Here is a 26,295-nt window from a genome sequence, read left to right on the forward strand (position 1 = left end):
CACCCCGCCATGCCCCCGACGACGAGACGTAAGACCCGCCGACGGACGCTCCGCCAGATTCTTGGCGGCGTCCGCCGGAGGGTCCGTCGTGCGGCGGGCAGGACGCGGAGCATCTGGCGGCGCTCGCTCCAGCTCCAGGTGGTCACCAGCACGCTGGTGATCTCGATGATCGTCGTGGTGGTGCTCGGCACCTTCCTGTACGGCCAGATCTACCAGTCGGTCATCAACAGCAGCACCCAGTCGGCCACCAACGAGGCGTTCACCGACCGCCTGCAGATCGCCGACGCGCTGGCCCCGGAGACCGACGACGAGACGCAGACCGCCGACTCCGGCAAACAGGGCGTGGTCAACCGGCTCGACGAGGTCATGAACACCGTCGCAGGCACCGGCGAAGACGGCTCGGGCAAGCGCTACGACGTGCTGATACTCAACCTGACGACCCCCGGCGAGTCGCGGGCGTCCGGCAACGTCGTGCCCGCGAACGTGCCCGAGCAGCTCAAGCAGAGCCTGCGGCGCAACATCAAGAACGGCCGCTTCGACAAGACCGTCGCGTCGATCCAGACGATCAAGTTCTCCGGCGAGAGCCAGCCGCGGCTCACGTTCGTCGTGGTCGGCGCCGTGCACCAGCCCGACGGGCGCAACTACGAGGTCTATCACTTCTTCCCGATGACCGAGGAAGAAGAGATGCTCTCCAACGTCCGGCTGGCCATCGTCGTGGTGGGGCTCGGGCTGGTGCTGCTGCTCGCCGCCATCGCGTACCTGGTGGCCAGGCAGGTCGTCACCCCCGTACGGCTGGCCCGCCAGGCCGCCGAGCGCCTCGCCGCGGGCAAGCTGGACGAGCGGCTCAAGGTGCGCGGCGAGGACGACCTCGCCCGGCTTGCGAACTCGTTCAACGAGATGGCCGCCAACCTCGCGCTCAAGATCCACCAGCTCGAAGAGCTGTCCCAGGTGCAGCGGCAGTTCGTCTCCGACGTCTCCCACGAGCTGCGCACCCCGCTCACCACCGTCCGTATGGCGGCCGACCTGCTCTACGACGCCCGCGAGGACTTCGACCCCATGGTCGCGCGCTCGGCCGAGCTGATGCAGGCCCAGCTCGAACGCTTCGAGTCGATGCTGGCCGACCTGCTGGAGATCAGCCGCTACGACGCCGGCGCCGCCACACTCGACCTCGACTCCGTCGACATCCGCGACGTCGTGCTGCGCGCCATCGGCGACTCCGAGGCGCTGGCCGAGCGCCACTCCACCCGCTTCGAGCTGCGGCTGCCCAACGAACCCTGCATGGCCGAGGTCGACAACCGACGGGTCGAGCGCATCCTGCGCAACCTGCTGTTCAACGCCATCGAGCACGGCGAGGGCCGCGACATCGTGGTCACCGTCGGCGCCGACCGCGACGCCGTCGCCGTCGCCGTACGCGACCACGGCATCGGACTCAAGCCAGGCGAGGAGACGCTGGTGTTCGACCGGTTCTGGCGGGCCGACCCCTCGCGGGCGCGCACCATCGGCGGCACCGGGCTCGGCCTGGCCATCTCCCGCGAGGACGCCACCCTGCACGGCGGCTGGCTCCAGGCGTGGGGCCAGCCCGGCGAGGGCTCGCAGTTCCGGCTCACGCTGCCGCGCGTCGCGGGCGCCGACCTCAAGGGCTCGCCGCTGTCGCTGGTGCCGCCCGAGATCGAGATGCGGCGCACGTGGCGCACCTCCATGACGCCCGTCCTCCTCCCCGCCACGGCAGACGGGGGCGCCCATGAGGAGGACTAGCCGGCTCGTCGTGACGGCCCTGATCGCGATCCTCGCGATGCTCGCGGGCTCCGGGTGCACGGTCATCCCGCCGAGCGCGCCGTACACGGTGAACGACGAAGGCGCGGGCGACCCGCTGACCAAGCCGTTCCAGCGCATGATCGCCATCGGGCCGCAGCGGTCCTGGGGGCCCATCGAGACGTTCAGGGGGCTGCAGGCCGCCATGGCGGCCTACCCCGAGGACCCGGCCGTGCTCCAGCAGTACCTGACGCCCCAGGCGCGGCAGAAGTGGAGCGCGTCCGGGCCGGTGACCGTGATCGAGGACCTGTACGAGGTCATACCGCCCGCATCCATGGACGGCACCGAGCCCTCCATGAAGATCACGGTCAAGGGCCGGTGGGTCGCACAGATCAGCGAGGACGACTCGTACAAGCCGACCGCCGGGCCGTGGTCGCAGGACTTCGAGCTGGTCAGAGAGCCGGGCGGCGGCTACCGCGTCAACAGCCTGCCGCAGGGGCTGCTGCTGACCGCCGCCGACGTGGCCCGCTCGTACCGGCCGACCAACCTCTACTACCTGGCACTCGACGGCCAGTCGCGGCTCGTCGTCGACCGAGTGCGGCTGCGGCTCAAGACCACCGAGACGTACGCCGAGACCGTGCTCAAGCGCCTGCTCGAGCCGCCGACGGAGGCGCTGCGCGGCGCCGTCACCACGGGCTTCCCGGCCGGCAGCGCCATCGAGTCCATCCGCTCCGGCGAGGAACGCGTCGTCATCAACCTCCGGGGCGACTTCGACGTGCTCGACCTCAGCGCCGAGGACGCCCTGCGCGCCCAGATCCGCCACAGCCTCAACAACAACGAGATCGCCAAGGGCCGCATCATCGAGGTCCAGGTGGACGGCGAGCCGTACATCACCGACCGGCCGGGCACCGAGGACAGCTGGCTCGGCGACGGCGGCGAACGCGCCTACTACGTGGACAACGGCGCCCTGCACTACCTCGGCCAGGACGGCGCGGCCGGCGCCGTCGCCGGCGCGGCGGGCGAGCAGCGCGACGGCTACGACCACTTCGCCGTCTCCAAGGACAACGGCAACGGCATCTACGTCGCCGCCCGCACCTCCACCGGCGTCTCCATCGCCAAGATCGGCCAGGACGGGGGCTGGCAGGAGGTCATCCAGGGCAAGCACCTCACCCCGCCGACCTGGCGGCGCGACGGCACGCTATGGACGTACGACCGCGACAAGCAGGCCCTGCTGCGCTACGACCCCAACGGCAGCGGCGGCCCCCAGCGCGTCGCCACGCCCAAGCAGTTCGTCGGCCTGAACATCACCGGCCTGCGCATCGCCAGGGACGGCGTGCGCGTCGTCGTCACCATCGACAACGAGACCGTGCAGATCGGGGCGCTGATCGGCGAGGGCCGCGGCGTCCGGCTCGGCAACCTGCAGTCGCTGACCACCACGGAGGGCAGCGACGAGATCATCGACGTGGCCTGGGCAGATGACCTGCGGCTGCTCGTGCTCGTGAAGAGCAAGGCCGGGCAGATACTGAACGAGATCAACGTGGGGGACGGGCAGACCAGCGGCGTGCCCTTGAAGGACCGCGTGTCCTCGCTTGCCGCCCTGAACGACCGCATCCTGGCCGGGGTGGGGAGCGGCGGCGACGGCAAGATCCTGGAGCTCAACCAGGACCGCCAGACCTGGACCGCCAAACTGGAGTCGGCCGCCGGCGATCCCCTCTTCCCCCTGGGCTGAGCGATCCGCCGGCGCCCGGCCCGGCCGCGGCCCAAGGCAAGGACCACGACCGCCACCGCCCAAGCCTCGGCCCGGCACCATGCGAGAGCACGAAGGGCCGAGCCCGTCGCTGTCCAGGTCACTGGGGAGCAAGTTCGGCACCGCTGAGGACGTTGAGAGCCGAGCCTGTCACCGCTGTGGGCGTTGAGGACCATGCCCGTCACGGCCGAGGAGGTTGAGGACCACGCCTGGCACCGCTGAGGAGGTTGAGGACCACGCCTGGCACCGCTGAGGAGGCTGAGGGCCGAGTCGGCACCGCTGAGGGGTTGAGGACCATGCCCGCCATCGCCTGGGGACGGTGAGGGCCATGCCCGTCACCGCCGAAGACGTGAAGGACCGAGCCCGGCACCGCGGGCAGGTAGAGGACACAAAGGGCATTTGCGCGGGGCCCTCGGCCGTGGGGCGGAATTGTCGGTGGCGGGCGGCATGCTGGGGCGCGTGCTGACCGCCGTACTCGATCTGGTGTTGCCCGCCGCCTGTGTGGGGTGCGGGGCGAAGGGGGCGTCGTGTTGCGCCGGCTGCCACGCAGCGCTCACCGCCGCGCCTGCGCGGCGCATGCCCGACCCGGCCCCGCCCGGCCTGCCCGACTGCTGGTCGGCGGCGCCGTACACCGGCTCGGTGCGCCGCCTCATCCTGGCCTACAAGGAGCGGGGCGCGGTGGCGGTGGCCGGGGCGCTGACGGAGGCGGTCACGCTGGCGGCGTTGACGGCGTTCGGGTGGTGGCCGCCTCCGGAGAGGCACGCGGCGGCGTTCGGGCGGTGGTCTCCGGAGAGGCGCGCGGCGGCCTTCGGGTGGCCTCTGCCGGAGAGGCGTGCAGCGGCGGCGGCGTTCGGGCGGTGGCGGCCGCCGGAGAGGTTCGCGGTGGTGCCCGTGCCCAGCTCACGCAGGATGCGCAGGGGGAGGGGGCACGACCCCGTGGGGCGGCTGGCGGCGCTGGTCGCGGACCGGCTGCGGGGGCTCGGGCTGGGCGCGGAGCTGTGGCTGGGGCTCGAGCAGGCACGCATGGTGACCGACCAGGCGGGCCTGAGCGGCACTGAGAGAGCCGAAAATCTCGCAGGCTCACTCCAGGTGCCCCAAGCCGTGAAAACGCCTCCAGGGCCCTGTGCGCTGCTCGTGGACGACATCGTCACGACCGGCGCGACGCTCGCGGAGGCCGCGAGGGCGCTGCGGGCGGCCGGCGTGAGGGCGCCACTCGCGGTGACCGTGGCCGCGACACGCCTGACTTACCGAAGATCTTGACCTTTATTACGGTCACCGTCCGTTAGAAAGATCATTTTCATCAATATGCCCAGGAGGCCACATGTCTCTGTCCTGTCACCACTGTGCCCCGGGTCGGGCGTACGGGAGTCACGTCCCCATAAGGGTTGCGGACCGGTTGAAGCGGACATCGGCGAGCGCTTACCCACCCAGGGGAAATCACGGAAAGTGATCCTTCGGCCAACCCTCCGGCTGACATTCGTGCTGGATGCGGATAGCGTTCTGACATGGCACCCGTTCGGGTCCGTGGTTGCGCAGGGTCGGGGTCCCCGGCTCTGCTAGCCGATGCCAGCCGCAGGCAAAACGGTCCACGTAAGGCGACTCTTTGTCGACCGATCACGGTGCGGCTTAGGGGTAAGTCCTGCCTTCCCGGGGGTCCAGATGTCCCCCGTCAGAAGAGAAGGGCAGTAGTGGCGACAGCGCTGCGAGACCCTCAGCAGGCGGATGTGGGGTCGAAGACCAGGTCGGCCGGGCGGGTGCCCTCCGAGATCCCGGTGACGCTCCGTCGGAAGAGGGGAACGGTGAGAGAAAGGCAGACAGTGCACCCGGTCCGGCGCACCTGTCGTCGGGCGCTCTTGCTCAGTCGTTAGACGAAGGGGGGCTGTTGCATGGACATCATCGTCAAGGGCCGGCACACAGGAGTGAGTGATCGGTTCCGCGACCACGTGACGACCAAGCTGGCCAGGATCGAACGTCTGGACAACAAACTCATCCGGGTCGATGTGGAGGTGTCGAAGGAACGCAACCCGCGTCTCGCCGGCCAGCGAGAGCGCGTCGAGCTCACCATCCACTCGCGAGGACCCACAATCCGTGCAGAAGCCTCGGCCGACGACCGGTTCGCCGCCCTCGACCTCGCCCTCGACAAGCTGGAAGGCCGCCTGAGGAGGCTCGCCGACCGGCGCAAGGTCCATCACGGCAACCACTGCCCGCCCTCCGTGGCGGAGATCACCAGAACGCTGCCCGGCGCCCTTGAGCCGGAGCCGAGCACCCAGACCGCCGTCCCCCGGCAGGCCGAAGCCGCAGAGGACGAGCGGCGGCAGGAGAACGACCAGCAGTACGACGACATCGTCCCGATCGAGATGGACGGCGAGGGGCCGCTCATCGTCCGGGAGAAGTTCCACAAAGCCGAACCCATGACCATCGACCAGGCCCTACTCGAAATGGAGCTGGTCGGCCACGACTTCTACCTGTTCCGTGACAAGGAGAGCGGGCTGCCGTCGGTCGTCTACAACAGACGTGGGTACAACTACGGCGTGCTGCGGCTCGTAGAGCCCTGATCACACGCTAAAAGATCTTCTCGACCACCCGAGAACCGCGGGTTACGTGCCATCATGGCGGTTCAACGGCTCTGGCCCCCCGACGAGGAGGAGACGTGAGCGAGCTCAGTCAGGCGCAGGTGAGCGAGCGAAACGAGGGAAAGTCAGGCACGAGGCGGATCAGGGAGGCCTCGTGACCGAGTCTGGCGAGACCCGCACACAGTCGAGCGAACCCATCCGCGTGCTGATCGTGGACGACCACGAGCTGATCAGGCGGAGCCTGGCACTGGCGTTGGCCGCGGAGCCCGACATCGAGGTGGTCGGCGAGGCGAGCGACGGGCAGGAGGCGGTCGAACTGGCCGATCGCCTCATGCCCGACGTCGCGCTCATGGACGTGCGCATGCCCAAGCAGGACGGGATCGAGGCGACGAAAGGCATCAAGGCCTCCGTCCCGAGCACCCGCATCATCATGCTGACGGTGAGCGACGAGGAAGAGGATCTCTTCGAGGCCATCAAGGCGGGAGCCACCGGTTACCTGCTCAAAGACGTGCAGATCAACGACGTCCCCGCCGCGGTGCGGGGCGTGCACGAAGGCCAGTCGTTAATCAACCCGGCGATGGCGGCCAAGCTGATCAGCGAGTTCGCCAACATGAGCCGCAAGGAGGCAGAACGTCCGCCCCAGCTGCCCGTCCCCCGCCTGACCGACCGGGAGATGGAGGTGCTGCGGCTCGTCGCCAAAGGCATGAACAACCGGGAGATCGCCAAGCAACTGTTCATCTCCGAGAACACGGTGAAGAACCACGTCCGCAACATCCTCGACAAGCTGCAGCTGCACTCGCGGATGGAGGCCGTGGTCTACGCGGTACGGGAGCGCATGCTCGAAATCACCTGACCCCCGAACAGCGTCACGGATGGTCGCGCGCGCCGCCGATCCCGGGATCCCCCAGCCAACACCCCCACCCCGCCCAGCCAACACCCCCACCCCCCACCCGGGCCGACACCCCCACCCGGGCCGACACCCCCACCCGGGCCGACACCCCCCGCCCCGCCCGGCCGACAACCCCGCCCCGCCCGGGTCAACACTCCCGTCCCGCCCGGCGCAGCAGGTCGGTGATTTCGGTGGTTCGCGGGTGTTGCTCGTGCTGGGCCGGCATCGCCCGCCTTGCCTGGGGTTGTAGGTCGGTGATTTCGGTGGTTCGCGGGTGCTGCCCGTGCTGGGCCGACACTCCCGCCCCGCCCCGGCTCACCCTGCTGCCCCGCCCTGTCAGTCGCCAGTCGTGTGGGCTGGCCCGCTTGGTGCGGACTATGGTCTTGCTGCGCGCTGTGGCGCTGTGAGGTTCGGCGAACCGGTCTGCCTGCGTGATGGACCCGCAGGTATTCGCCCTTCGCGTTGGACTGGTCTCCTGATGCCTGGGCTTGGTGAGTGGGCAGGTCTTGCGACGGCACCGTCCTGCGCGACGGGCAGCCCCGCCCCGGCGAACCGGTGGGCGGCCGTGGGCAGTGGTGTTGGCTCCAGCGGTTCTCGGGTCTTGCGGTCGGGTGTGATGCGTGGTGTGTGGTGTGGTTTTCGCGGTCAGTCTGTGGTGCGCGGCCGGTCTCGTGAGCCGTCGGTCTTGTGAGCTGGCGGGTGCGTGAGCTCCCTGCGCGCGGCGGTTCGTACTGCCGGCCCACGGCCCCGCTCACATGCTGGGCGGGGCCATGGGGCTTAAGCGCGTTCGTCCCCAGCGCGCGTGCTGAGGACGAACGCAGGGGAGCCGAGTGTCGCTGCGGGTTACGCCCCGTCGGGCCGTGTGTTGAGGATGGGCAGGAGCTCCGGAGGGTTGGCGCGTTCGACGCGTACGTTGTCGCAGCCGACCCACGAGGCCGCGGACCACAGGGCCTCGCGCATGGCGTCGGCCCACTTGGCGGCCGAGAGGCCGGGCTCCAGGCTGAGCTGCCGGGCCACCAGGGTCGAGCCCTCGCGGGCCGGGTCGACCCGCCCGATCAGGCGGCCGCCCGCCAGCACGGGCATCGTGAAGTAGCCGTGGACGCGCTTGTGCTTGGGGACGTACAGCTCGAGCGTGTACGTGAAGCCGAACACGCGCTCGGTGCGCCCCCGATGCCAGATGAGGGAGTCGAACGGCGACACCAGCGTGGTGCGGTGGCGCCCGCGCGGCTCGGCGGCCAGGGCGGACGGGTCGGCCCAGGCGTTGGGGCGTCCACGCTTGCCCGGCCAGCCGGTGACCGTCACCGGCACCAGGCCGGCCGCGCCGCTGAGCAGGGCCTCGTCGAGGATTTCGGCGTAGCGGCCCTTGAGGCGCAGGAAGTCGGTGAGGTCGGTACGGTTGGCCACGCCGAGACTGCGACCGGCGATGCCGGCCAGGCGGGTGATGCACTCCTCGTCGGTCGGCTCCTCGGCCAGCAGCTCCGGCGGAACAGCGCGCTCGGCCAGGTCGTAGACGCGGCGCCAGCCGACGCGGCGGGTGCAGACCAGCTCGCCGATGTCGAGCAGCCACTCCAGGCCGATCTTGGAGTCGGACCAGTCCCACCAGGGGCCGCCGTTCTTGGCGCCGCCCACGTCGGACGTGGTCAGCGGGCCGGACTCGCGGGCCTGGTCGAGCAGCTTCTCGACGCCGTCGGGGACCTCGTGCCAGCGATAACGTCGCTCGCGGAAGGCCCGGCGCCGGAACGAGTAGAGCGGCCAGTGCTCGATGGGCAGCAGGCAGGCGGCGTGGCACCAGTATTCGAAGCTGAGCGCCGGGTCGTGCCAGTAGGCGCGCTCGACCGCGGCCCTGCCGATCGCGCCGAGCCGGGCGTAGGCGACCAGCTCGTGGGAGCGGGCGAGGACCGAGATGGTGTCGAGCTGCACGGCGCCGAGCCTGCGGAGCATGGCGTGCACCCCGCCTTTGCGGGCATCGGCGCCGATGAGGCCCTGCGCGCGGAGGATGATGCGGCGGGCCTCGTCGGGGGTGAGGTCGGTGACGTCGCTCATATCTGCGAGTCCGTACGGCGATGCATGCGAGCAATCTAGCGACGTCCACCGACAAAACCGCCGGCCGAGCAAACCGGCCAGACGAACCGAATGAAGGACATCGACGGTGATCACGTGATGGCCGGTCGTCGGCGTCGGGCGGTTTGGTGTGGCGAGGTGCTCGTCGGGCGGTTTGGTGTGGCGGAGTGGTCGTCGGTGCGGCTGGGTTCGCCTTACCGGGCAGTGTCCGTGTGAGGGTGGGTGGTTTCGGGTTGCTGGGCAGTGTCCGTGTGAGGGTGGGTGGTTTCGGGTTGCTGGGCAGTGTCCGTGTGAGGGTGGGTGGTATCGGCTTGCCGGGCAACGTCCGCGTCGGGGCGGGCCGGGTGACGATCGGACTCGTCCGACGCGCGGCACGTGTGCCCGGCTCAAGGGCGCAGGTGCCGCCCTGTCGTGTGCAGCCGATGGTTCCGAGCACGAAGGCTGCGCGTGCTCATTTGGTGAGCGTTTTCGTGGGTCGCCTGGCCGGTGTGGCCGGTTCGCCCACAAGGCGTGCCGTCCCCATCGACGGCCTGGTGCGGGTCCGTTGAGTGCTGCCGGCGTGTGATCCGGCGACGGATTTCATGCCTGGCCCGCGGAGCGCGTCGAAGATCTTCTGATGGACGTTCGGTGAGCGCTACAAGACGGGGCGGAATGTGGGTGTTCGAGGGGGAATGTGGGGGTGGGACACGCCCGGGCGTAGTCGCAAAGATCTGGATATGAAACGGCGGGCGGCCCGGTGTTCGGGCGCCCGCCGTGCGAAGCCTGGGGTCAGCGATGATCCTCGGCGCGCATCCCCACCCGGGGCGCGTCGATCACGACGTCGGTGAAGATGTCGAAGACGAGGGCGAGGATTCCGCCGACGACGAACACACCGGCGCCGATCCACACGATCGTCCAGTTCGAGGCCGTGAGTCCGAAGCCGGCCACGACCGTTCCCACCAGCATCACGACCACCGCGAGCCACGAAGACGCGCGCCCGGCGTGGCTGCCGAGATGCTCGGTTTGCTCCGACTTCTTCCCCTCAACCATGACTAATCCTTCCTTTGCCGGAAATCCCGCAATTGGTGCGAGCCGGCTCTCCACCGGCATACCCTCTGCCTTCCCTTCATTCTCCCAGACCGGTTCGGTGCCCTCGTCGGCACGGTGGCTGTGTCTGGTTGCGAGACCGCCTACGATGGCAGGCGGGGAAGTTTGTCTCGGCCTCTCCTCCTGGCGGCGCCGCCGGGGTAGACCTGCGAGGAGCTTTACATAAAGTGGCAGCCATTCTCGACAAGATCCTACGTGCCGGCGAAGGCAAGATCCTGCGCAAGCTCAAGCGGATCGCAGACCAGGTCAACTCCATCGAGGACGACTTCACGAGCCTGTCCGACGCGGAGTTGCGTGCGCTGACGGACGAGTTCCGCCAGCGTCACGCTGACGGCGAAAGCCTCGATGACCTCCTGCCTGAGGCTTTCGCTACCGTGCGCGAGGCGGCTCGCCGCGTGCTCGGGCAGCGGCCCTATGACGTTCAGATCATGGGCGGCGCCAACCTTCACATGGGCAACATCTCCGAGATGAAGACCGGTGAGGGCAAGACGCTGACCTGTACGCTGCCGTCTTACCTCAATGCGATCGCAGGCAAGGGCGTCCACGTCGTCACCGTCAACGACTATCTGGCCAAGCGCGACGCCGAGACGATGGGCCGTGTCCACCGCTTCCTCGGCCTCGAGGTGGGCTGCATCGTCGCGGGCCAGCAGCCCGATGAGCGGCGCAAGCAGTACCAGGCCGACATCACGTACGGCACCAACAACGAGTTCGGCTTCGACTACCTGCGCGACAACATGGCCTGGTCGCTGGACGAGTGCGTGCAGCGCGGCCACTTCTTCGCCATCGTCGACGAGGTCGACTCGATCCTCATCGACGAGGCCCGCACCCCGCTGATCATCTCGGGTCCGGGCGAGCAGTCGGGCAAGTGGTACCAGGAGTTCGCCAAGATCGTGCCCCGCCTGCGCAGGGGCGTCGAGGCGAAGAACCCCGGCGAGGAGAGCACCGGCGACTACATCGTCGACGAGAAGAAGCGCACGGTCGGCATCCTGGAGTCGGGCGTCGCGAAGGTCGAGGACTGGCTCGGCATCGACAACCTCTACAAGCCGGAGCACACCCACCTGGTCGGCTTCCTGAACAACGCGCTCAAGGCGAAAGAGCTGTTCAAGAAGGACAAGGACTACATCGTCGCCGACGGCGAGGTGCTGATCGTCGACGAGTTCACCGGCCGCATCCTGCACGGCCGCCGCTACAACGAGGGCATGCACCAGGCCATCGAGGCCAAAGAGGGCGTGAAGATCAAGGACGAGAACCAGACTCTCGCCACGGTCACCCTCCAGAACTACTTCCGCCTCTACGAGAAGCTGGCCGGCATGACCGGTACGGCGACCACCGAGGCCAACGAGTTCCACCAGACGTACAAGCTGGGCGTCGTCCCGATCCCGACCAACCGGCCGATGATCCGCAAGGACCAGCCGGACGTCGTCTACAAGACCGAGGACGCCAAGTTCGCCGCGGTGGTCGAGGACATCGCCGAGCGCCACAAGAAGGGCCAGCCGGTGCTGGTCGGCACCACCTCGGTCGAGAAGTCCGAGCGGCTGTCGCGGGCGCTCAAGCGGCGCGGCGTGCCGCACGAGGTGCTCAACGCGAAGAACCACGCGCGTGAGGCCGCGATCATCGCCGAGGCGGGCCGCAAGGGCGCCGTGACCGTCGCCACCAACATGGCCGGTCGAGGCACCGACATCATGCTCGGCGGCAACTCCGAGTTCCGCGCCGACCAGGAGCTGCGCCAGCGCGGGCTCGACCCGGTCGAGACGCCGGAGGAGTACGAGAAGGCCTACCCCGAGGCGCTGGAGAAGGCGCGTGCGGCGGTCAAGGCCGAGCACGACGAGGTGGTCGCGCTCGGCGGCCTCTATGTCCTCGGCACCGAGCGCCACGAGTCGCGCCGCATCGACAACCAGCTGCGCGGTCGGTCCGGCCGTCAGGGCGACCCGGGCGAGTCGCGCTTCTACCTGTCGCTGGGCGACGACCTCATGCGTCTGTTCAACTCGGCCAGGGTCGAGATGATCATGACGCGGCTCAATATCCCCGACGACCAGCCGATCGAGTCCGGCATCGTCTCCAAGGCCATCGCCTCCGCTCAGCACCAGGTCGAGCAGCAGAACTTCGAGATCCGCAAGGACGTTCTCAAGTACGACGAGGTCATGGACCGCCAGCGCAAGGTGATCTACGCCGAGCGCCGTCGCGTGCTTGAGGGCGCCGACCTGCAGCAGCAGGTGCGGGGCTTCATCGAAGAGGTCATCGACGGCTACGTCCAGGGCGCCACCTCCGAGGGCTTCGCCGAGGAGTGGGACCTCGACAAGCTGTGGAAGGCGTTCGGCGAGCTCTACCCGATCACGGTCCGCATCGAGGACCTCGTCGAGGAGGCCGGCGGCCGCGAGGAGCTGACCCCCGAGCTGATCAGCGAGCGGGTCAAGGCCGACGCGCTGGCCGCCTACGACCGGCGTGAGCAGGAGTTCGGCGCCGAGACCATGCGCGACCTCGAGCGCCGGGTCATCCTGTCCGTCCTCGACCGCAAGTGGCGCGAGCACCTCTACGAGATGGACTACCTGCGCGAGGGCATCGGCATGCGGGCCTACGCGCAGAAGGACCCGAAGATCGAGTACGCCCGCGAGGGCTACGAGATGTTCACCGCGATGCTCGAGGGCATCAAGGAGGACTCTGTCGGCTTCCTGTTCAACCTCGAGGTCGAGGTGCAGGAAAACCCGATCGTCGAGGAAGAGGACGCCGCCATCGCGGAGACCCGCTCGATCATCGCGCGCGGGCTGCGCGGGCCGCAGCGTCCGGCGGAGCTCGAATACACCGCGCCCGGCGAGCAGGGCGACGTGGAGCACGTCAAGGTGCGCACCACTGCGGCCGAGCGCGCGGCGTACGGCAACGTCGAGCGCAACGCGCCCTGCCCCTGCGGCTCGGGCAAGAAGTACAAGCGCTGCCACGGCGACCCGAAGAACGCCGCCTGAGGCAGGCAGAGACTGCGGTCCCGGCCGTGGCGGTCTTCTGGTCGCCACGGCCGTAGCCGCATCGTTCTCGCTGGGCCCCCGCTCTCGTGTGAGGGCGGGGGTTCGTGCTGTTCCCACCGGTGTTCGTGGTGGTCTCACCGGAGTTCGTCTTGTCCTTGCCGGTGTTCGTGGTGTCTCACCGGAGTTCGTCCTGTCCTTGCTGGCGTTCGTGGCGGTCTCGCTGTGGTTCGTGCTGTTCTCGCCGGAGTTCGTCCTGTCGTGCCGGTTCAGGCGGTTTCGACGGCGGTGCAGAGCCAGTGGGCGCCGCGTCGTTCCAGGCGCAGGGCGAGGACGTGGTCGCGGTCGCAGCAGTGGATGAGCGTGCACATCTCGATGGCGCCGTCGCACGGCTCGGTCAGGTGGACGCGGCCCGCGAACGGCGGGCGGTTGCCGTGGTACATGCGGCCCATGCGCACCAGGTCGCGGTAGGCGCGGGCGATGAGCCGGTCGGCCACGGTCGTGGCGGGGCGGCGGCCGGCCAGCACCTCGGCCAGGGCCTGGGCGAGGTGGCGCAGCCTGCGTTCGTCGGGCGGAGCTCCGGCGGGGCCCCACACCATCGGAGGGCGGTCGAGCGCCAGGGATCCGTGGGTGCGGTGGCCCTCGTCGTACGAGGCTGCGGCGGTGGAGTCGAGGGCCATGGCGAACCTCCGTTTCATAGGGGAGAGAAGGAAACGCTTCTAGGAGTTTTCGGTCCGGCCGAGCAATACAACCGCCACCAACTTCGGCGGGTGGGGTGGCGGTATGTCCGCTGATGCGGCGGAAGTCGGTCCCGAGTTGGAGTGGTCCCGGGGTCGCCATGAGCGGTTTCGGGTAGGGCGAAGCGGTGATTTCGGGTGTCTTGAATTGATCAGGAGGGGGCTTTCGTGTCCTTCTGTGAGTCAGTGTCTGGTTCTCGGCCCGGGGTCGGCAGGTTGAGGCGGCGGATCAGGACGGCGAAGACGACGTAGTAGAGCACGAAGTACGCGGCCCCGAACGCCAGGATCAGCGGCAGGCCGTGGGTGTTGGACTTGGTGGCGTTCAGCGCCATGTCGATGGCACCGCCCGAGAACGTGAAGCCGAGCCGCGCGCCCAGCTCGGCCATCAGCGCCATCGACAGGCCCGTGAGCAGCGCGTGCAGGACGAACAGCACGGGCGCGACGAAGATGAAGGCGAACTCCAGCGGCTCGGTGATGCCGGTGACGAACGCCGTCAGCCCGGCCGAGAGCATGATGCCGCCGACCGCCTTGCGCCGGGGCGGCGGTGCGGCCCGCCACATCGCGATGGCCGCGCCCAGCAGGCCGAACATCATGACGGGGAAGAAGCCCGTCATGAAGATCCCGGCGCCCTGCTCACCGGCGAAGTAGCAGTTGAGATCGCCGGAGGCGTCCCTGGTGGCGCCGTTCACGCCCGCCCGGCACTCGGGGAGGGTGAACCAGACGATGGTGTTGAGGAAGTGGTGCAGGCCGACGGGGATGAGCAGGCGGTTCGCGACGCCGTAGATGCCGGTGCCGGCCGTTCCGTGGGCCGACAGCCAGTCGCCGACGTTCGAAAGCCAGTCGCCGATCGGCCGCCACAGCAGGCCGAACGCGACGCCGATGAGCAGCGCGGCGACGGCGGTGATGATCGGAACGGCCCGCCGCCCGCCGAAGAAGGCCAGCCAGGGCGGCGGCTTGACGCGGTAGAAGCGCTGCCAGAGCAGCGCGGCCGTGATGCCGATGACGATGCCGCCCAGCACGCCGGTCGGGTTCTGGGCGCCCAGGTCGAGCGTGGGGGAGCCGTCGCGCAGGGTCACGGCGACCTTGGTGTAGACGGCGCCGTGCCCGGCCTCGAAGAACAGGGTCTTGGTCACCCGGTCGAACACCAGGTAGCCGACCAGCGCCGCCAGCGCGGTGGAGCCGTCGGACTTGCGGGCGAACCCGATGGCCACGCCGACGGCGAACAGCAGCGGCAGGTTCTCGAACAGCGCGCCTCCGGCCGCCGCGAGCACCCCGGCCACCGGCAGGAGCCAGGGGAGCGTGCCGCCGAGCCCGTCCACGCCGAGCAGGTCGTCCTGGCCGAAGCGGAACAGCAGCCCCGCGGCCGGCAGGACCGCGATGGGCATCATGAGCGAGCGGCCGATGCGCTGCAGCACGGCGAACGCCGCGGACGACCAGGCGGGCGGCACGGCCGTCGATCACCCCTCTTCCCGAGCCGGCCGCCGCGCGCCCGGCTCGTGTCACGGGGGATCGCCGATTTCCTGCCCTGGTGGCGGGTGCGGGAAACCGTCCCCAGGCACGCGTGACGATGATGGGTGCGGGAAACCGTCCCCAAGGCGTGGGTGGCGGCGATGGGCGTAGGAGACGGTGTCAGGCGACGGTGACCGTGTCAGGCGCGGGTGACCGTGTCAGGTGTGAGGGAGCGCCGGTCAGCTTTCGCCCGCGTCCACGTCGGGCTCGGGCTCGCGGCCCGGCGTCTGGATGTTCAGCCGGCGGATGAGGAACGTGAACACGACGTAGTACAGCACGCCGTAGACCGCACCGATCGCCAGGATGCCCGGTAAGTTCTCGGTGTTCGACTTGCTGGCGTTCAGCAGCAGATCGAGCAGCCCGGCGGAGAAGCCGAAGCCGAGCTGCCCGCCGATCAGCGTGGTCACCGCCATCGCCACGCCGGTGAGCACCGCGTGCACGACCAGCAGCAGCGGCGCGACGAAGATGAACGCGAACTCGATCGGCTCGGTGATGCCGGTCACGAACGAGGCGAGCGCCGCCGTCAGCATGATGCCGCCCACGCGGGCGCGCCGGTGCTCGGGCGCGGCCCGCCACATGGCGAGCGCGGCGGCCGGCAGGGCGAACATCATGATGGGGAAGAAACCGGCCATGAACTCGCCGGAGTGCGGGTCGCCGCCGAAGTAGCAGTTCCAGTCGCCGCCGAGCACGCGGCCGTTCACCTCGCACTGCGGCACGACGTACCAGACGACGGAGTTGGCGAAGTGGTGCAGGCCGAGGGGGATGAGCAGGCGGTTGATCAGGCCATAGAAGCCGGTGCCAAGAGGGCCGACGGAGGCCAGCGCCTCGCCGGCGTGCCGGATCCACTCGCCGATGACCGGCCACAGCCAGCCGAAGAGCACGCCGATGAGCAGCGCCGCGATGGAGGTGATGATCGGTACGAAGCGCCGCCCGCCGAAGAACGCGAGCCACGCGGGCAGCTTGACGCGGTGGAAGCGCTGCCACAGCAGGGCCGCGAGCAGGCCGATGACGATGCCGCCGAGCACCCTGGTGGGGTTCTGCAGCCCGTAGTTGATCATCTCTTTGATGCCGTCGGGCTGGACCTCGCGGATGAGCACGGTCTCCCTGATGTCCGAGCCGGCGAACATCACCTTCGTCACCCGGTCGAAGACGAGGTAGCCGACGACGGCGGCGAGCGCGGTGGAGCCGTCGGACTTGCGGGCGAACCCGATGGCGACGCCCACGGCGAACAGCAGCGGCAGGTTCTCGAACAGCGCGGCGCCCGCGGCCTCCAGCACCTCGGCCACCCGGCTCACCCAGGCCAGCCCCGCCACGTCGGCCAGGCCGCCGGGCGCGGGGCCGTTGGAGCCGAGCATGTCGGGCTGGCCGAAGCGCTGCAGCAGAGCGGAGGCGGGCAGGGCGGCGATGGGCAGCATCAGCGAGCGGCCCAGGCGCTGGAGCACGCTCATCGTGCGGGCGAACGGCGAGGGCCGGGCGGCGGTGGTCTCGTTCACCGGTCGTTCCTCCGGAGGCGTCTCTGCCGGGGCTGGGGGGTCGTACGAACGCGGCGAACCCGGTCTCGGAGGCTCGCGCGGGGCGGGCTCGGGTCAGCCCCGGCGGGCCGGCATCTCCAGGGAGGTGCGCAGCTGGTAGCGGTCGGCGCGGTAGGTGGACACGCCCAGCTCGGCGCAGACCCCGCCGGAGAACGACCGGCGCTGCAGCAGCAGCACGGCGCCGCCCCTGGGCAGCTTCAGCAGGTCGGCGTCGCTGGGGTCGGCCAGGCCGCCGTCGATGGTCAGCTCACCGGCGTCCATGACGAGCCCGTAGCGGCGCTCCAGCAGCTCGTAGAGTGATTTATCTGACAGGTCGTAGTCTGCCAGGTCCGGTGCGAGCTTGACCGGGATGTGAGCGCGTTCGATGGACAGCGGCTCCCCGTCGGCCGTCCGCAGCCGCTCGATGAAGTGCACCTCTTCGCCCGGCTGGATGCCCAGCTCCTTGGCCAGGTGGGCGCTGGCGCGCACCACGCGGCGGTCGAGGTCGCGCGAGCCTGGGACCATGCCGCGCGCCCGCATGTCCTCGGTGAACGAGGTGAGCTGCAGGGCCAGCTCGATCTTCGGCCGGGCCACGAACGTGCCCTTGCCGGGCACCCGGTGCAGCCTGCCCTCGGAGACGAGGTGGTCGACGGCCTGGCGTACGGTCATCCTGGACAGCCCGAACCGCTGGCAGAGCTCGCGCTCGGACGGGATGGCCGCACCGATGCTGAGCTCATCGCTGTCGATGAGGTCCAGCAGGATCTCGCGAAGCTGGAAGTATTTGGGCACCGGGCTGTCCGGATCGATGCGCGCCACGGATCCTCCCCTCGTCTCCGCCAAGGCCATGGGCTATGGTTCGTACTGGTCTAGTCCGGACTAGACCACCATAAGTCGCGTATGACGGCAAGTCTGAACACCGCATGAGTTGAGGGATGAGCGCGAGATGACCACGAGAATGCGCAGCGAGATCGCCGAGCAGCCGACGGCGCTGCGGGACACACTGGACTCCCTGCTCCCCAAGGCCGGCGAGATCGGCGCACTCGGCGAGCAGACCCGCCAGTTGCTCTTCATCGCGCGCGGCACCTCTGACAACGCCGCAGTGTACGGGCGCTACCTCATCGAGGCGCACGCGGGCCGCCTCGCGGCGCTGGCCGCCCCGTCGATCGCGACCACGTACAAGCGCAAGCTCGACCTCGATGGCGTGCTGGCCGTCGCGATCTCGCAGTCGGGACGTACCGAGGAGATCGTCGAGACACTGGCGTGGGCCAAGGACTGCGGCGCCAAGACCGTGGCCGTGACCAACGGCGGCGAGCAGAGCCCGCTCGCGCAGGCCGCCGACGTGGCCCTGTGCACGGTGGCCGGCGAGGAGAAGGCGGTGCCGGCGACCAAGACGTACACGACGCAGCTCGCCGCGCTGGCCGTGCTGGCGATCGGGCTGGGCGCGGACGTGGACGTGGACGACCTGCGGCGGGTGCCCGAGGCGGTGGAGAAGCTCATCGCGGAGCCCGGCGACCTGGAGGCCGTGGTCGAGGGGCTGCTGGACAAGCAGGGCGTGGTCGTCTCGGGGCGCGGGATGGCGTTCTCCACGGCGCTGGAGACCGCGCTGAAGCTCAAGGAGGCCTGCTACCTGCACGCCATGGGCCTGTCGTACGCCGACCTGCTGCACGGCCCGATCGCGGTCGTGGACGCCGACACTCCGGCGCTGCTGGTGGCCTCCGAGAACAGCCCGACGCTTCAGGGCACGGTGGCGCTGGCCGAGCGGGTGGTCGCGGCGGGGGCGGCCGCGTACACGATCGGCGGCGGCGACGCGCTGTCGCGGGCGGGCACGGCCAGCCTGAACGGCCCCGACCTGCCCGAGTGGGTGGCCCCGATGGGCCTGATCGTGCCGGGGCAGCTGCTCACCGAGGCGCTGGCCCGCCGGCTCGGCATCGACCCCGACGCGCCGCGCGGCCTGAACAAGGTCACCCAGACCGACTGATCTAGCCTGGTCAGAGAGCCGACCCTAGGGAGGACCTGATGGCGGCGGACGTGAACGCGATCATCGCCGCGCTGGGCGGCGCCGGCAACATCATCGACATCGAGCCGTGCATCACCCGCCTGCGCACGGAGGTGCACGACGCCTCGAAGGTCGATCAGGCGGCGCTGAAGGCCGCAGGCGCGCACGGCGTCATGGCCACGGGCAACGTGGTGCAGGTCGTCGTCGGGCCGGAGGCGGACACGATAGCCAGCGACATCGAGGACGCCATCGGCTAAGGGCGAGATCATGACGACTGTTCTCGCCCCGGTCGAGGGGGAGGCCGTGGGGCTGGCAGCCGTGCCCGACCCGGTGTTCTCGGCGGGCATGGTCGGCCCGGGGGCGGCGATCGACCCGCTCAGGGGGCCGGGCGAGGCCGTGGCCCCTATCGCCGGAAAAATCATGAAACTTCATCCGCACGCGTACGTCATCGTCGGCGATGACGGGAAAGGCGTGCTCGTGCACCTGGGCATCGACACCGTACAGCTCAAGGGGGAGGGCTTCGAGCTGCTGGCGTCGGAGGGCGACCGGGTCGCGGCCGGTCAGCCCGTGGTGGCCTGGGACCCCTCGGTCATCGAGGCGGGCGGCCGTTCCCCGGTCTGCCCGGTCGTCGCGCTCGACGCGCTGTCCGGCGCCGTCACGGAGGTCACGCAGGGAGCGGTGCACGCGGGGGACCAGCTCTTCGAGTGGGATTGAGCGTGGTTTGCGCCCTAGTGGGCAGTTTCGCGGCTATCGGGGAATAAGAGGTGTCCAGGGTGGCATCAACGGTAGTCGGGTGGGCTCGTGTGAGCCGTCACAATATTGTCGGTCGTCCGTTTTGGTGGCGATCGTACGAAGGTCCGGCTGGTCTGGACCGGCACAGAAGGAGGAGCACGAAAATGGGGCAACGCAAGGTCACCGTGGCGGCTGAGGTAGGGCTGCACGCCCGTCCCGCGGCGACGTTCGTGCAGCGGGCCAAGCAGGCCCCGATGGACATCACGGTCGAGAAGGCGCACGGTGGCGGGCCGGTCAACGGCAAGAGCATCCTCGCCATCATGGCGCTCGACGTCCGTCAGGGCGAGACCGTGGTGATCTCCGCGGAGGGCGAGGGCTCGGAAGAGGTCCTCGACGAGCTGGCCGCGATCGCCGGCACGCCATGAACCTGCGGGGGGTGGGGGTCAGCCCGGGCATCGGGCACGGACCCTCTTTCGTGCTGACCGTCTCTGTGCCCGAACCCCCCGAGGGCGCCACCTACACCGGTGAGGCGGAGCAGGAGAAGGAGCGTGCCATGGTCGCGCTCCAGCAGGTCGCGGGCGAGCTCGAAGCCCGCGGCAACCAGGCGGGCGGCGAGGCAGGGGAGATACTCAAGGCCCAGGCGCTGATGGCCGAGGACCCCGGGTTGGTCGTCAAGGTGCGCTCGCTCATCGACCGCGGACTCGCCGCCCCCAGAGCGGTCTTCGAGGCGTTCTCGAAGTACCAGGACGTGCTCGCCGGATCCGGCGGATACCTGGGCGAGCGCGCCGCCGACGTGCGCGACATCAGGGATCGCGTGATCGCGCTGCTCTACGGGCAGGCGCTGCCGGGGCTGCCGGTCGCACCCGAGGAGCCGTACGTGCTGGTCGCCAAGGACCTCGCACCCGCCGACACCGCGCTGCTGTCCAGGGACGACGTGGTCGCGTTCGTCACCGAGGAGGGCGGCCCCACCAGCCACACCGCCATCATGGCCAGGTCGATCGGCGTGCCCGCGGTCGTGGCCTGCCAGGGCGCCACCCGCATCCAGCCGGGCGTCCAGGTCATGGTGGACGGCACCTCCGGCGAGGTCCGCGTCTCGCCCGCCGACGCCGACGTGGCCGACGCGGTCGGCGCCGCGACCGCCCGGCAGGCCGCGCTCGCGTCGTGGACCGGTCCGGGAGCGACCGCCGACGGCCATCCCGTGCCGCTGCTCGCCAACATCGGCGGCCCCGCCGAGATCGACGCCGCGCTCGCCGCGGGCGCCGAGGGCATCGGCCTGTACCGCACCGAGTTCCTCTTCCTCGACCGCGCCGAGCCCCCTTCGCTTGACGAGCAGGTACGCGCCTACCGCGCGGCGCTCGACGCCTTCCCCGGCGGCAAGGTGGTGGTGCGCATGCTCGACGGCGGCGCGGACAAGCCGCTGCCGTTCCTGACCGTGCCGCCCGAGCAGAACCCGGCGCTGGGCGAGCGCGGGCTGCGCCTGTTCAAGCGCGCGCCCGAGGTGATGGACGTCCAGCTCAGCGCCCTGGCCGCGGTGGCCGCGCCGGAGCTGCAGGTGATGGCCCCGATGGTGGCCACGGCCGAGGAGGCCACCTGGTTCGCCAGGGAGTGCGCCGACAAGGGGCTGCTGGAGGTCGGCGTGATGATCGAGATCCCGTCGGCCGCGCTGCGCGCCGCTGACGTGCTCTCCCAGGTCGACTTCGTCTCCATCGGCACCAACGACCTCAGCCAGTACGCCTTCGCCGCCGACCGCAGGCTCGGCGCCGTCAGCGACCTGCACGACCCCTGGCAGCCGGCGCTGCTCGATCTGGTCGCCATGGTCGCCGGCGCGGCCGGGCGCGCGGACAAGCCCTGCGGCGTGTGCGGGGAGGCCGCCGCCGACGCCGCGCTGGCCTGCGTGCTGGCCGGGCTCGGGGTGTCGTCGCTGTCGATGGCGCCGTCGGCGCTGGCCGGCGTACGCGCCGGGCTGGCCGCGCACACGCTGGAGCAGTGCCGTGCGGCGGCCGAGGCGGCCAGGGCGCAGCCCACGGCGGCCGACGCCCGCGCGGCGGCCCGCGTGCACCTGCCCGGCCTCGCCAGGCTCGGCCTGTAGCCGTCATGCAGAGGTCCGGACTTATGAGCTGAGGCCCGGCTTTGTGGGGGCTCGGCTCTTGGACTGAGGCTCGGTTGTTGTGGGGCTCGGCTCTTGGACTGAGGCTCGGTTGTTGTGGGGCCTGCTCTTGGGCCGAGGCTCGGTTGTTGTGGGGCCTGCTCTTGGGCCGAGGCTCGGCTCTTGTGAGGCCGGGTTCTTGCGCTGAGGGCGAGCGCGGGCCCGGGCGCGTCGTCGTGTGGATACCTTTGGAGTCATGCTTCGACGGATCGGTACGACAGGACTCCTGGTGATCGCGCTCGTCGCGTGCGGCGGTGGCGGCGGACCCGCGGGGGCCGAGCCGACCGGAGGCAAGGCCGCGCCGCCCGCGCGCAGCAGCGCGCCCGCGACGCCTTCGGCCGCGACCACGCCCGCGCAGAGCGAGGTCCAGCGGGTCCTGTCGCGCCTGACCACCGAGGAGAAGGTCGGCCAGCTCTTCATGCCCGTCCTCTACGGCACCACGGCCGGCTCCGCCTCGGGTGAGAACCAAGCGCGTTACGGCGCGCAGACCCCGGCCAAGGTGATCGCGAAATACCACCTGGGCGGCGTCATCCTCTTCCCCCACAACGTCAAGAGCACCACGCAGGTCGTCGGGCTCACCAACGGCCTGCAGCGCGCCTCGGGGAAGGTGCCGCTGATCATCGGCACCGACCAGGAGAACGGCCTGGTCTCGCGCATGTCGGCGCTGATGACGAAGTTCCCTGGCCAGGGCACCATCGGCGACACCAAGGACACCGCCCTGGCCCGCGAGGTGGCCAAGGCGACCGGCGAGGAGCTGCGCGCGCTCGGGGTCAACCTCGACTTCGCGCCCGTCGCCGACGTCAACGTCAACCCGCGCAACCCCGTCATCGGCCGGCGCGCGTACGGCGACGACCCCAAGCGGGTGGCGAAGATGGTGGCGGCGGCGGTCAAGGGCTTCGGTGACGCGAAGATCGCGGCGACCGCCAAACACTTCCCCGGCCACGGCGACACCAGCGTCGACAGCCACACCGGGCTGCCGGTCATCAAGCACACCAAGGCGCAGTGGGAGCGCATCGACGCGCCGCCGTTCAAGGCCGCCATCGACGCGGGCGTCGACGCGGTGATGAGCGCCCACATCGTCTTCCCCAAGCTCGACCCGTCGGGCGACCCCGCCACGCTGTCCAAGCCGATCCTGACCGGCCTGCTGCGCGAGAAGCTCGGCTTCAAGGGCGTCATCTCCACCGACGCGCTCAACATGGCGGGGGCGCGCAAGAAGTACGACGACGGCGAGGTCGCGGTACGGGCCGTGCTGGCCGGGGCCGACCTGCTGCTCATGCCCAACGACCTGCCCAAGGCGTACAAGGCGGTGCTGAAGGCGGTGAAGTCGGGCCGCATCTCCGAGCAGCGGCTCGACCAGTCGGTCACCCGGCTGCTGACGCTCAAGCAGAAGCGCGGCTTCCTGACAGAGGCGCCCGTGGCCTCGGCGGCGAAGGCGGCCGGGGTGCTGCGCTCGTCCGCGCACCGCAAGCTCGCCGCCCGCGCCGGACGCTGATACTCCTCGATCCACCTGGATCGGGGAGTAAACCGGCGTTTCGTGACGCTCTACCCTAGAACGATGGTTACGGGTGTGCTCATCGACTGGGGCGGGGTGCTGACGACCAGCCTGTCCGACTCCATCGCGCGCTGGATCGCCGCCGACAGGATCGACGCCGACCACTACTACAAGGTGATGCGCGAGCTCATCGACCACGCCTACCGCGGCGGCGACGGCGACAACGTCGTCCACGCGCTCGAAAGGGGCGAGATCGACGGCGCCGCCTTCGAACGCGACCTGGCCGCCCGGCTGCTCACCGTCGACGGCGTGCCGCCGGTCGCCGAAGGGCTCCTCGAGCGCATGTTCGCGGGCTTCGAACGCGTCGAGGCCATGTACGACATGCTGCGCGACGTCCGCGGCAACGGCGTGAAGACCTGCCTGCTGTCCAACTCGTGGTCCAACACCTACCCCCGCGACGACTGGGACGAGCTGTTCGACGCGGTCGTCATCTCCGGCGAGGTCGGCATGCGCAAGCCCGAGGAGCGCATCTTCCGCCACGCGCTCGATCTCATCGGCCTGTCCGGCGAGGACTGCGTGTTCATCGACGACATCGAGGCCAACATCGTCGCCGCCCGAGCCCTCGGTATCAACGGCATACACCACCGCGACCCCGTCACCACGATCACGCGGCTGGAGGGCCTGCTGCGCCTCACCTTGCGGAAGTAGTCCATCACCACGGTCGTGACCAGGGACCGGCAGTAAGGTTGCGATCGGGCTCCCGCCTGGTCGAGCCCCGCACGTTTGGAAAGGTTCGTCATGCGCGTCTATCTGCCGTGTACTCTCCCGGCTCTTGCTGCTGCGGTGAAGGCCGGAGAGGTGGGCCCGGCCCCGCTGACCGGCTACGCGGTGACCCCCGCGCTGATCGAGTGGTACGCCTCGGGCGACACCGAGGAGCTCGAATACGTCGCGCTCACCGAGGCCGCCCGCGCCTCGCTGCGGATGCTGGCCGCCGACCGCGCCGACGGCGTCGACGCCCCGGCTCGGCGCGTCGTGATCGCCGCCGAGGTGCCCGAGAAGGGCGTCACCGTAGGCGCCGCCCTGGAGGAGCGCGGCCGGGTCCGCCTGTCGCGGGCGGTGCCGATGACCAAGGTCGCCGCCGTGCACATCGACGACCACGACGCGGTGACCGACATCGAGGCCGCCATCGCCGCGCTGCCCGCCGCCGACGCGGGCGACGACGACGCCCGCTTCACCGTGGACGGAGCCGAGGCCCACGAGCTGATGTGGTACGCGACGCAGGAGATTCCCGACCTCCTCAGTTGATAACGGTGAGGTCACGGGGCGGGCGGGTCACGTTCAATGATCGTCACATCCCGCTAATGTCCCGACACGGCAGAGTAATCAACTTAAGGAGTCGGTTCTACGTGATGCGTCGAGTCCTGGCGGTCGCCATCGGGGCGGCGGCCATTCTGGCCAGCTCGCCCGCCAACGCTCAGGCCGCCCTCAAGCCGGGGGACCACAAGGATCCGTACAAGTCGGGCTGCGGCAACTCGGCCCGCGCCGTGCGTACGGCGAACATCTCCAGCCGGGTTCACGGGACGGTGGGGACGATCAAGCTCATGTGGTCGGGCAAGTGCCAGACCAACTGGACCGAGATCAAGGTCGGCTCCTCCATGGTCGGCACCATCCACGTCTACACCGCCGACGGCCGCCACAACTCCTTCCGCTTCAAGGCCGGCAACGGCGGACGGCACTGGGGCGACATGCTCTGGGGCAAGGACATGTGCGCCTGGGGCAGCGCGTTCGTCCAGTGGGGCGGCGGGCGCGGCGGCCAGAACGCCCAGGGCACGACCAGCAAGGCCTGCGGCTGACGCCGCTCAGGACCTCAGCTTGGACGAGGGTAAGGCCCTCGTCCGACGGGAATAGGGCCCCTCGCCTGACGGGGTTAGGGGCCCTCGCCTGACGGGTTGGGGCCCGTGTGACGGGGTCAGTGCGCCTGACCGCTTGCGTGCCGCCCGACGGCAGGGAATCCGCCGTCGGCCTGCAGCTCCGCCCGGCCGGGCCCGCGTCGCCTCTCAGCAGTGAGGCCCGCCCGGCGGGCGGCTTCGGTCGCGAAGCCGGTGGATTCGCGCTGGGGGCCGGCTCGCCGCCGCCCGGCCCGGGGCGTCGCAGCGGGAGTCCGGCGGTCGTTGCCCAGTGCCGAGGGGCGGTGGCGGAAGTCTGGCCGTCGTTGCCCCGCTCCGAGAGGCGGTGGCGGGGGGTGGGGGTGGGCCGGTCGCCCCCCAGGGTTCTCAGGTCGGGGTGCTGGAGTTCGAGGCGTGGTGGCTGGGACGGCTATCAGCCCGGGCCACGGAGGCTTGTGGGCCGGGGCGTTCGAGTCCTGGGGCGGCGGAGGGGCCGTCATCGAAATGTCATGTCGGGCATTTAGTCTTGTGCCCGACATGACACAGCACATCATCTGGGACTGGAACGGCACCCTCTTCCATGACATCGAGGCCGTCGTAGGGGCCACCAACGAGGTCTTCAAGCCGTACGAGCTTCCCCCACTGACCGCCGACGGCTTCCGGGCGGTCTACACGCGCCCCATCTGGGTGGCGTACGAGCGCCTGCTCGGCCGCCCGCTCGTCGAAGGCGAGTGGAAGCGCCTCGACGACGGCTTCCACGAGCACTACTTCCGGCTGGCCGAGGTGTGCGAGCTGGCCACCGGTGCCGAGATGGTGCTGGCGAGCTGGACGGGCACGCAGTCGCTCTGCTCGATGGCCCCGCACGCCCACCTGGTGCCCAAGGTGGAGTCGTTCGGCATCACCCGGCACTTCACCAGGATCGACGGCATCAACGGCGCCACCGGCGGCGAGAAGGCCGCGCACATGGCCGAGCACATCAAGGCGCTCGGCATCGACCCCGCCCAGATCCTGGTGATCGGCGACAGCGTGGACGACGGGCTGGCCGCACGCCACGTGGGCGCGAGGGCCGTGCTCTACACCGGCGGCATGACGACCAGGCAGGAGCTGGAGAGCACCGGCTTCCCCGTGGTCGATCACCTCGCCGACGCGCTGAACCACATCTGATCTGCTGGTCACCGCCGGCCCTCCTGCGCGGCCGTCCGGTCATGCCGGATTTCCCGTGGT

General features: G+C 70.0%; 22 protein-coding genes. 16 read left to right on the top strand and 6 right to left on the bottom strand.

All coding sequences use genetic code 11. The features are described from left to right. Positions 1–9 precede the first annotated feature (9 nt). The 5 genes from mtrB to AB0K67_RS17090 all read left to right on the top strand — a co-directional run bounded on the left by mtrB (position 10) and on the right by AB0K67_RS17090 (position 6,925). Positions 10–1,755 (top strand): MtrAB system histidine kinase MtrB, encoded by a 1,746-nt coding sequence (mtrB, locus tag AB0K67_RS17070; protein ID WP_364060200.1) that lies wholly within the window; start codon positions 10–12, stop codon positions 1,753–1,755. Continuing rightward, positions 1,742–3,481, top strand: a complete 1,740-nt coding sequence (locus AB0K67_RS17075; protein WP_364060203.1) for an LpqB family beta-propeller domain-containing protein — start codon at positions 1,742–1,744, stop codon at positions 3,479–3,481. Before mtrB ends, AB0K67_RS17075 begins: the two co-directional genes overlap by 14 nt. Positions 3,482–3,958: 477 nt before the next feature. Then, entirely contained in the window at positions 3,959–4,759 is an 801-nt protein-coding gene (locus AB0K67_RS17080) for a ComF family protein (protein ID WP_364060206.1), read from the top strand. Between the two features lie 626 nt (positions 4,760–5,385). Next, entirely contained in the window at positions 5,386–6,054 is a 669-nt protein-coding gene (raiA, locus tag AB0K67_RS17085; protein WP_364060209.1) for a ribosome-associated translation inhibitor RaiA, read from the top strand. 172 nt (positions 6,055–6,226) lie between these two features. Then, positions 6,227–6,925 (top strand): response regulator transcription factor, encoded by a 699-nt coding sequence (locus AB0K67_RS17090; RefSeq protein WP_364060212.1) that lies wholly within the window; start codon positions 6,227–6,229, stop codon positions 6,923–6,925. Positions 6,926–7,804: 879 nt separating this feature from the next. Here the strand turns inward: AB0K67_RS17090 and AB0K67_RS17095 are convergent. Continuing rightward, positions 7,805–9,004 (bottom strand): crosslink repair DNA glycosylase YcaQ family protein, encoded by a 1,200-nt coding sequence (locus tag AB0K67_RS17095; RefSeq protein ID WP_364060215.1) that lies wholly within the window; start codon positions 9,002–9,004, stop codon positions 7,805–7,807. A gap of 786 nt (positions 9,005–9,790) precedes the next feature. Next, entirely contained in the window at positions 9,791–10,051 is a 261-nt protein-coding gene (locus AB0K67_RS17100) for an HGxxPAAW family protein (protein ID WP_364060218.1), read from the bottom strand. Between the two features lie 224 nt (positions 10,052–10,275). On the opposite strand from AB0K67_RS17100, the gene secA reads away from it, so the two are divergent. Further along, on the top strand, positions 10,276–13,065 hold the full coding sequence (secA, locus tag AB0K67_RS17105; RefSeq protein ID WP_364060221.1) for a preprotein translocase subunit SecA: 2,790 nt from the start codon (positions 10,276–10,278) through the stop codon (positions 13,063–13,065). Between the two features lie 266 nt (positions 13,066–13,331). Here secA and AB0K67_RS17110 read toward each other — a convergent pair whose 3' ends face one another. From AB0K67_RS17110 to AB0K67_RS17125, 4 genes are all read right to left on the bottom strand, one after another. Continuing rightward, positions 13,332–13,742, bottom strand: a complete 411-nt coding sequence (locus tag AB0K67_RS17110; RefSeq protein ID WP_364060225.1) for an Rv3235 family protein — start codon at positions 13,740–13,742, stop codon at positions 13,332–13,334. A gap of 209 nt (positions 13,743–13,951) precedes the next feature. Beyond that, complete coding sequence (locus tag AB0K67_RS17115; protein ID WP_364061361.1) at positions 13,952–15,187, bottom strand: PTS transporter subunit EIIC; 1,236 nt, start codon at positions 15,185–15,187, stop codon at positions 13,952–13,954. A 300-nt stretch (positions 15,188–15,487) separates the two neighbouring features. After that, a complete protein-coding gene (locus AB0K67_RS17120; RefSeq protein ID WP_364060228.1) occupies positions 15,488–16,801 on the bottom strand; it encodes a PTS transporter subunit EIIC in 1,314 nt (437 codons plus the stop codon). Between the two features lie 93 nt (positions 16,802–16,894). Then, positions 16,895–17,635 (bottom strand): GntR family transcriptional regulator, encoded by a 741-nt coding sequence (locus tag AB0K67_RS17125; RefSeq protein WP_364060231.1) that lies wholly within the window; start codon positions 17,633–17,635, stop codon positions 16,895–16,897. Between the two features lie 127 nt (positions 17,636–17,762). Here AB0K67_RS17125 and AB0K67_RS17130 point away from each other — a divergent pair, with 127 nt between their 5' ends. The 10 genes from AB0K67_RS17130 to AB0K67_RS17175 all read left to right on the top strand — a co-directional run bounded on the left by AB0K67_RS17130 (position 17,763) and on the right by AB0K67_RS17175 (position 26,235). Further along, complete coding sequence (locus AB0K67_RS17130; RefSeq protein WP_364060234.1) at positions 17,763–18,797, top strand: SIS domain-containing protein; 1,035 nt, start codon at positions 17,763–17,765, stop codon at positions 18,795–18,797. A gap of 38 nt (positions 18,798–18,835) precedes the next feature. Then, positions 18,836–19,072 carry a PTS glucose/sucrose transporter subunit IIB gene (locus tag AB0K67_RS17135; RefSeq protein ID WP_364060237.1) on the top strand — a complete coding sequence of 79 codons (237 nt, stop codon included), beginning with the start codon at positions 18,836–18,838 and terminating at the stop codon, positions 19,070–19,072. Positions 19,073–19,082: 10 nt separating this feature from the next. Next, positions 19,083–19,529 carry a PTS glucose transporter subunit IIA gene (locus AB0K67_RS17140; protein ID WP_364060240.1) on the top strand — a complete coding sequence of 149 codons (447 nt, stop codon included), beginning with the start codon at positions 19,083–19,085 and terminating at the stop codon, positions 19,527–19,529. Positions 19,530–19,711: 182 nt separating this feature from the next. Beyond that, on the top strand, positions 19,712–19,972 hold the full coding sequence (locus AB0K67_RS17145) for an HPr family phosphocarrier protein (protein ID WP_364060243.1): 261 nt from the start codon (positions 19,712–19,714) through the stop codon (positions 19,970–19,972). Continuing rightward, the gene (ptsP, locus tag AB0K67_RS17150; RefSeq protein WP_364060247.1) at positions 19,969–21,636 is read left to right on the top strand and encodes a phosphoenolpyruvate--protein phosphotransferase; all 1,668 of its coding nucleotides are present in this window, start codon (positions 19,969–19,971) and stop codon (positions 21,634–21,636) included. Before AB0K67_RS17145 ends, ptsP begins: the two co-directional genes overlap by 4 nt. A 253-nt stretch (positions 21,637–21,889) precedes the next feature. Continuing rightward, positions 21,890–23,185, top strand: a complete 1,296-nt coding sequence (gene nagZ, locus AB0K67_RS17155) for a beta-N-acetylhexosaminidase (RefSeq protein WP_364060250.1) — start codon at positions 21,890–21,892, stop codon at positions 23,183–23,185. A 63-nt stretch (positions 23,186–23,248) separates the two neighbouring features. Next, positions 23,249–23,893, top strand: coding sequence for an HAD family phosphatase (locus AB0K67_RS17160; protein WP_364060253.1), 645 nt, complete (start codon positions 23,249–23,251; stop codon positions 23,891–23,893). Positions 23,894–23,983: 90 nt separating this feature from the next. Continuing rightward, complete coding sequence (locus tag AB0K67_RS17165) at positions 23,984–24,490, top strand: hypothetical protein (protein ID WP_364060256.1); 507 nt, start codon at positions 23,984–23,986, stop codon at positions 24,488–24,490. Between the two features lie 104 nt (positions 24,491–24,594). Next, entirely contained in the window at positions 24,595–25,038 is a 444-nt protein-coding gene (locus AB0K67_RS17170) for a DUF2690 domain-containing protein (protein ID WP_364060259.1), read from the top strand. 570 nt (positions 25,039–25,608) lie between these two features. Then, entirely contained in the window at positions 25,609–26,235 is a 627-nt protein-coding gene (locus AB0K67_RS17175) for an HAD family hydrolase (protein ID WP_364060262.1), read from the top strand. The last annotated feature ends 60 nt before the right edge of the window (positions 26,236–26,295 follow it).

It is taken from the genome of Nonomuraea sp. NPDC052634 (assembly GCF_040678535.1).
GTDB classification, from domain to species: domain Bacteria; phylum Actinomycetota; class Actinomycetes; order Streptosporangiales; family Streptosporangiaceae; genus Nonomuraea; species Nonomuraea fastidiosa.

Bases quoted from the DNA above. Each gene is read 5' to 3' on its own strand.
- mtrB (WP_364060200.1), top strand. From the start codon at position 10: ATGCCCCCGACGACGAGACGTAAGACCCGCCGACGGACGCTCCGCCAG.
- AB0K67_RS17075 (WP_364060203.1), top strand. From the start codon at position 1,742: ATGAGGAGGACTAGCCGGCTCGTCGTGACGGCCCTGATCGCGATCCTC.
- raiA (WP_364060209.1), top strand. From the start codon at position 5,386: ATGGACATCATCGTCAAGGGCCGGCACACAGGAGTGAGTGATCGGTTC.
- AB0K67_RS17095 (WP_364060215.1), bottom strand. From the start codon at position 9,004: ATGAGCGACGTCACCGACCTCACCCCCGACGAGGCCCGCCGCATCATC.
- AB0K67_RS17100 (WP_364060218.1), bottom strand. From the start codon at position 10,051: ATGGTTGAGGGGAAGAAGTCGGAGCAAACCGAGCATCTCGGCAGCCAC.
- AB0K67_RS17110 (WP_364060225.1), bottom strand. From the start codon at position 13,742: ATGGCCCTCGACTCCACCGCCGCAGCCTCGTACGACGAGGGCCACCGC.
- AB0K67_RS17115 (WP_364061361.1), bottom strand. From the start codon at position 15,187: ATGATGCCCATCGCGGTCCTGCCGGCCGCGGGGCTGCTGTTCCGCTTC.
- AB0K67_RS17130 (WP_364060234.1), top strand. From the start codon at position 17,763: ATGACCACGAGAATGCGCAGCGAGATCGCCGAGCAGCCGACGGCGCTG.
- AB0K67_RS17135 (WP_364060237.1), top strand. From the start codon at position 18,836: ATGGCGGCGGACGTGAACGCGATCATCGCCGCGCTGGGCGGCGCCGGC.
- AB0K67_RS17140 (WP_364060240.1), top strand. From the start codon at position 19,083: ATGACGACTGTTCTCGCCCCGGTCGAGGGGGAGGCCGTGGGGCTGGCA.
- AB0K67_RS17145 (WP_364060243.1), top strand. From the start codon at position 19,712: ATGGGGCAACGCAAGGTCACCGTGGCGGCTGAGGTAGGGCTGCACGCC.
- ptsP (WP_364060247.1), top strand. From the start codon at position 19,969: ATGAACCTGCGGGGGGTGGGGGTCAGCCCGGGCATCGGGCACGGACCC.
- nagZ (WP_364060250.1), top strand. From the start codon at position 21,890: ATGCTTCGACGGATCGGTACGACAGGACTCCTGGTGATCGCGCTCGTC.
- AB0K67_RS17160 (WP_364060253.1), top strand. From the start codon at position 23,249: ATGGTTACGGGTGTGCTCATCGACTGGGGCGGGGTGCTGACGACCAGC.
- AB0K67_RS17165 (WP_364060256.1), top strand. From the start codon at position 23,984: ATGCGCGTCTATCTGCCGTGTACTCTCCCGGCTCTTGCTGCTGCGGTG.
- AB0K67_RS17170 (WP_364060259.1), top strand. From the start codon at position 24,595: ATGCGTCGAGTCCTGGCGGTCGCCATCGGGGCGGCGGCCATTCTGGCC.
- AB0K67_RS17175 (WP_364060262.1), top strand. From the start codon at position 25,609: ATGACACAGCACATCATCTGGGACTGGAACGGCACCCTCTTCCATGAC.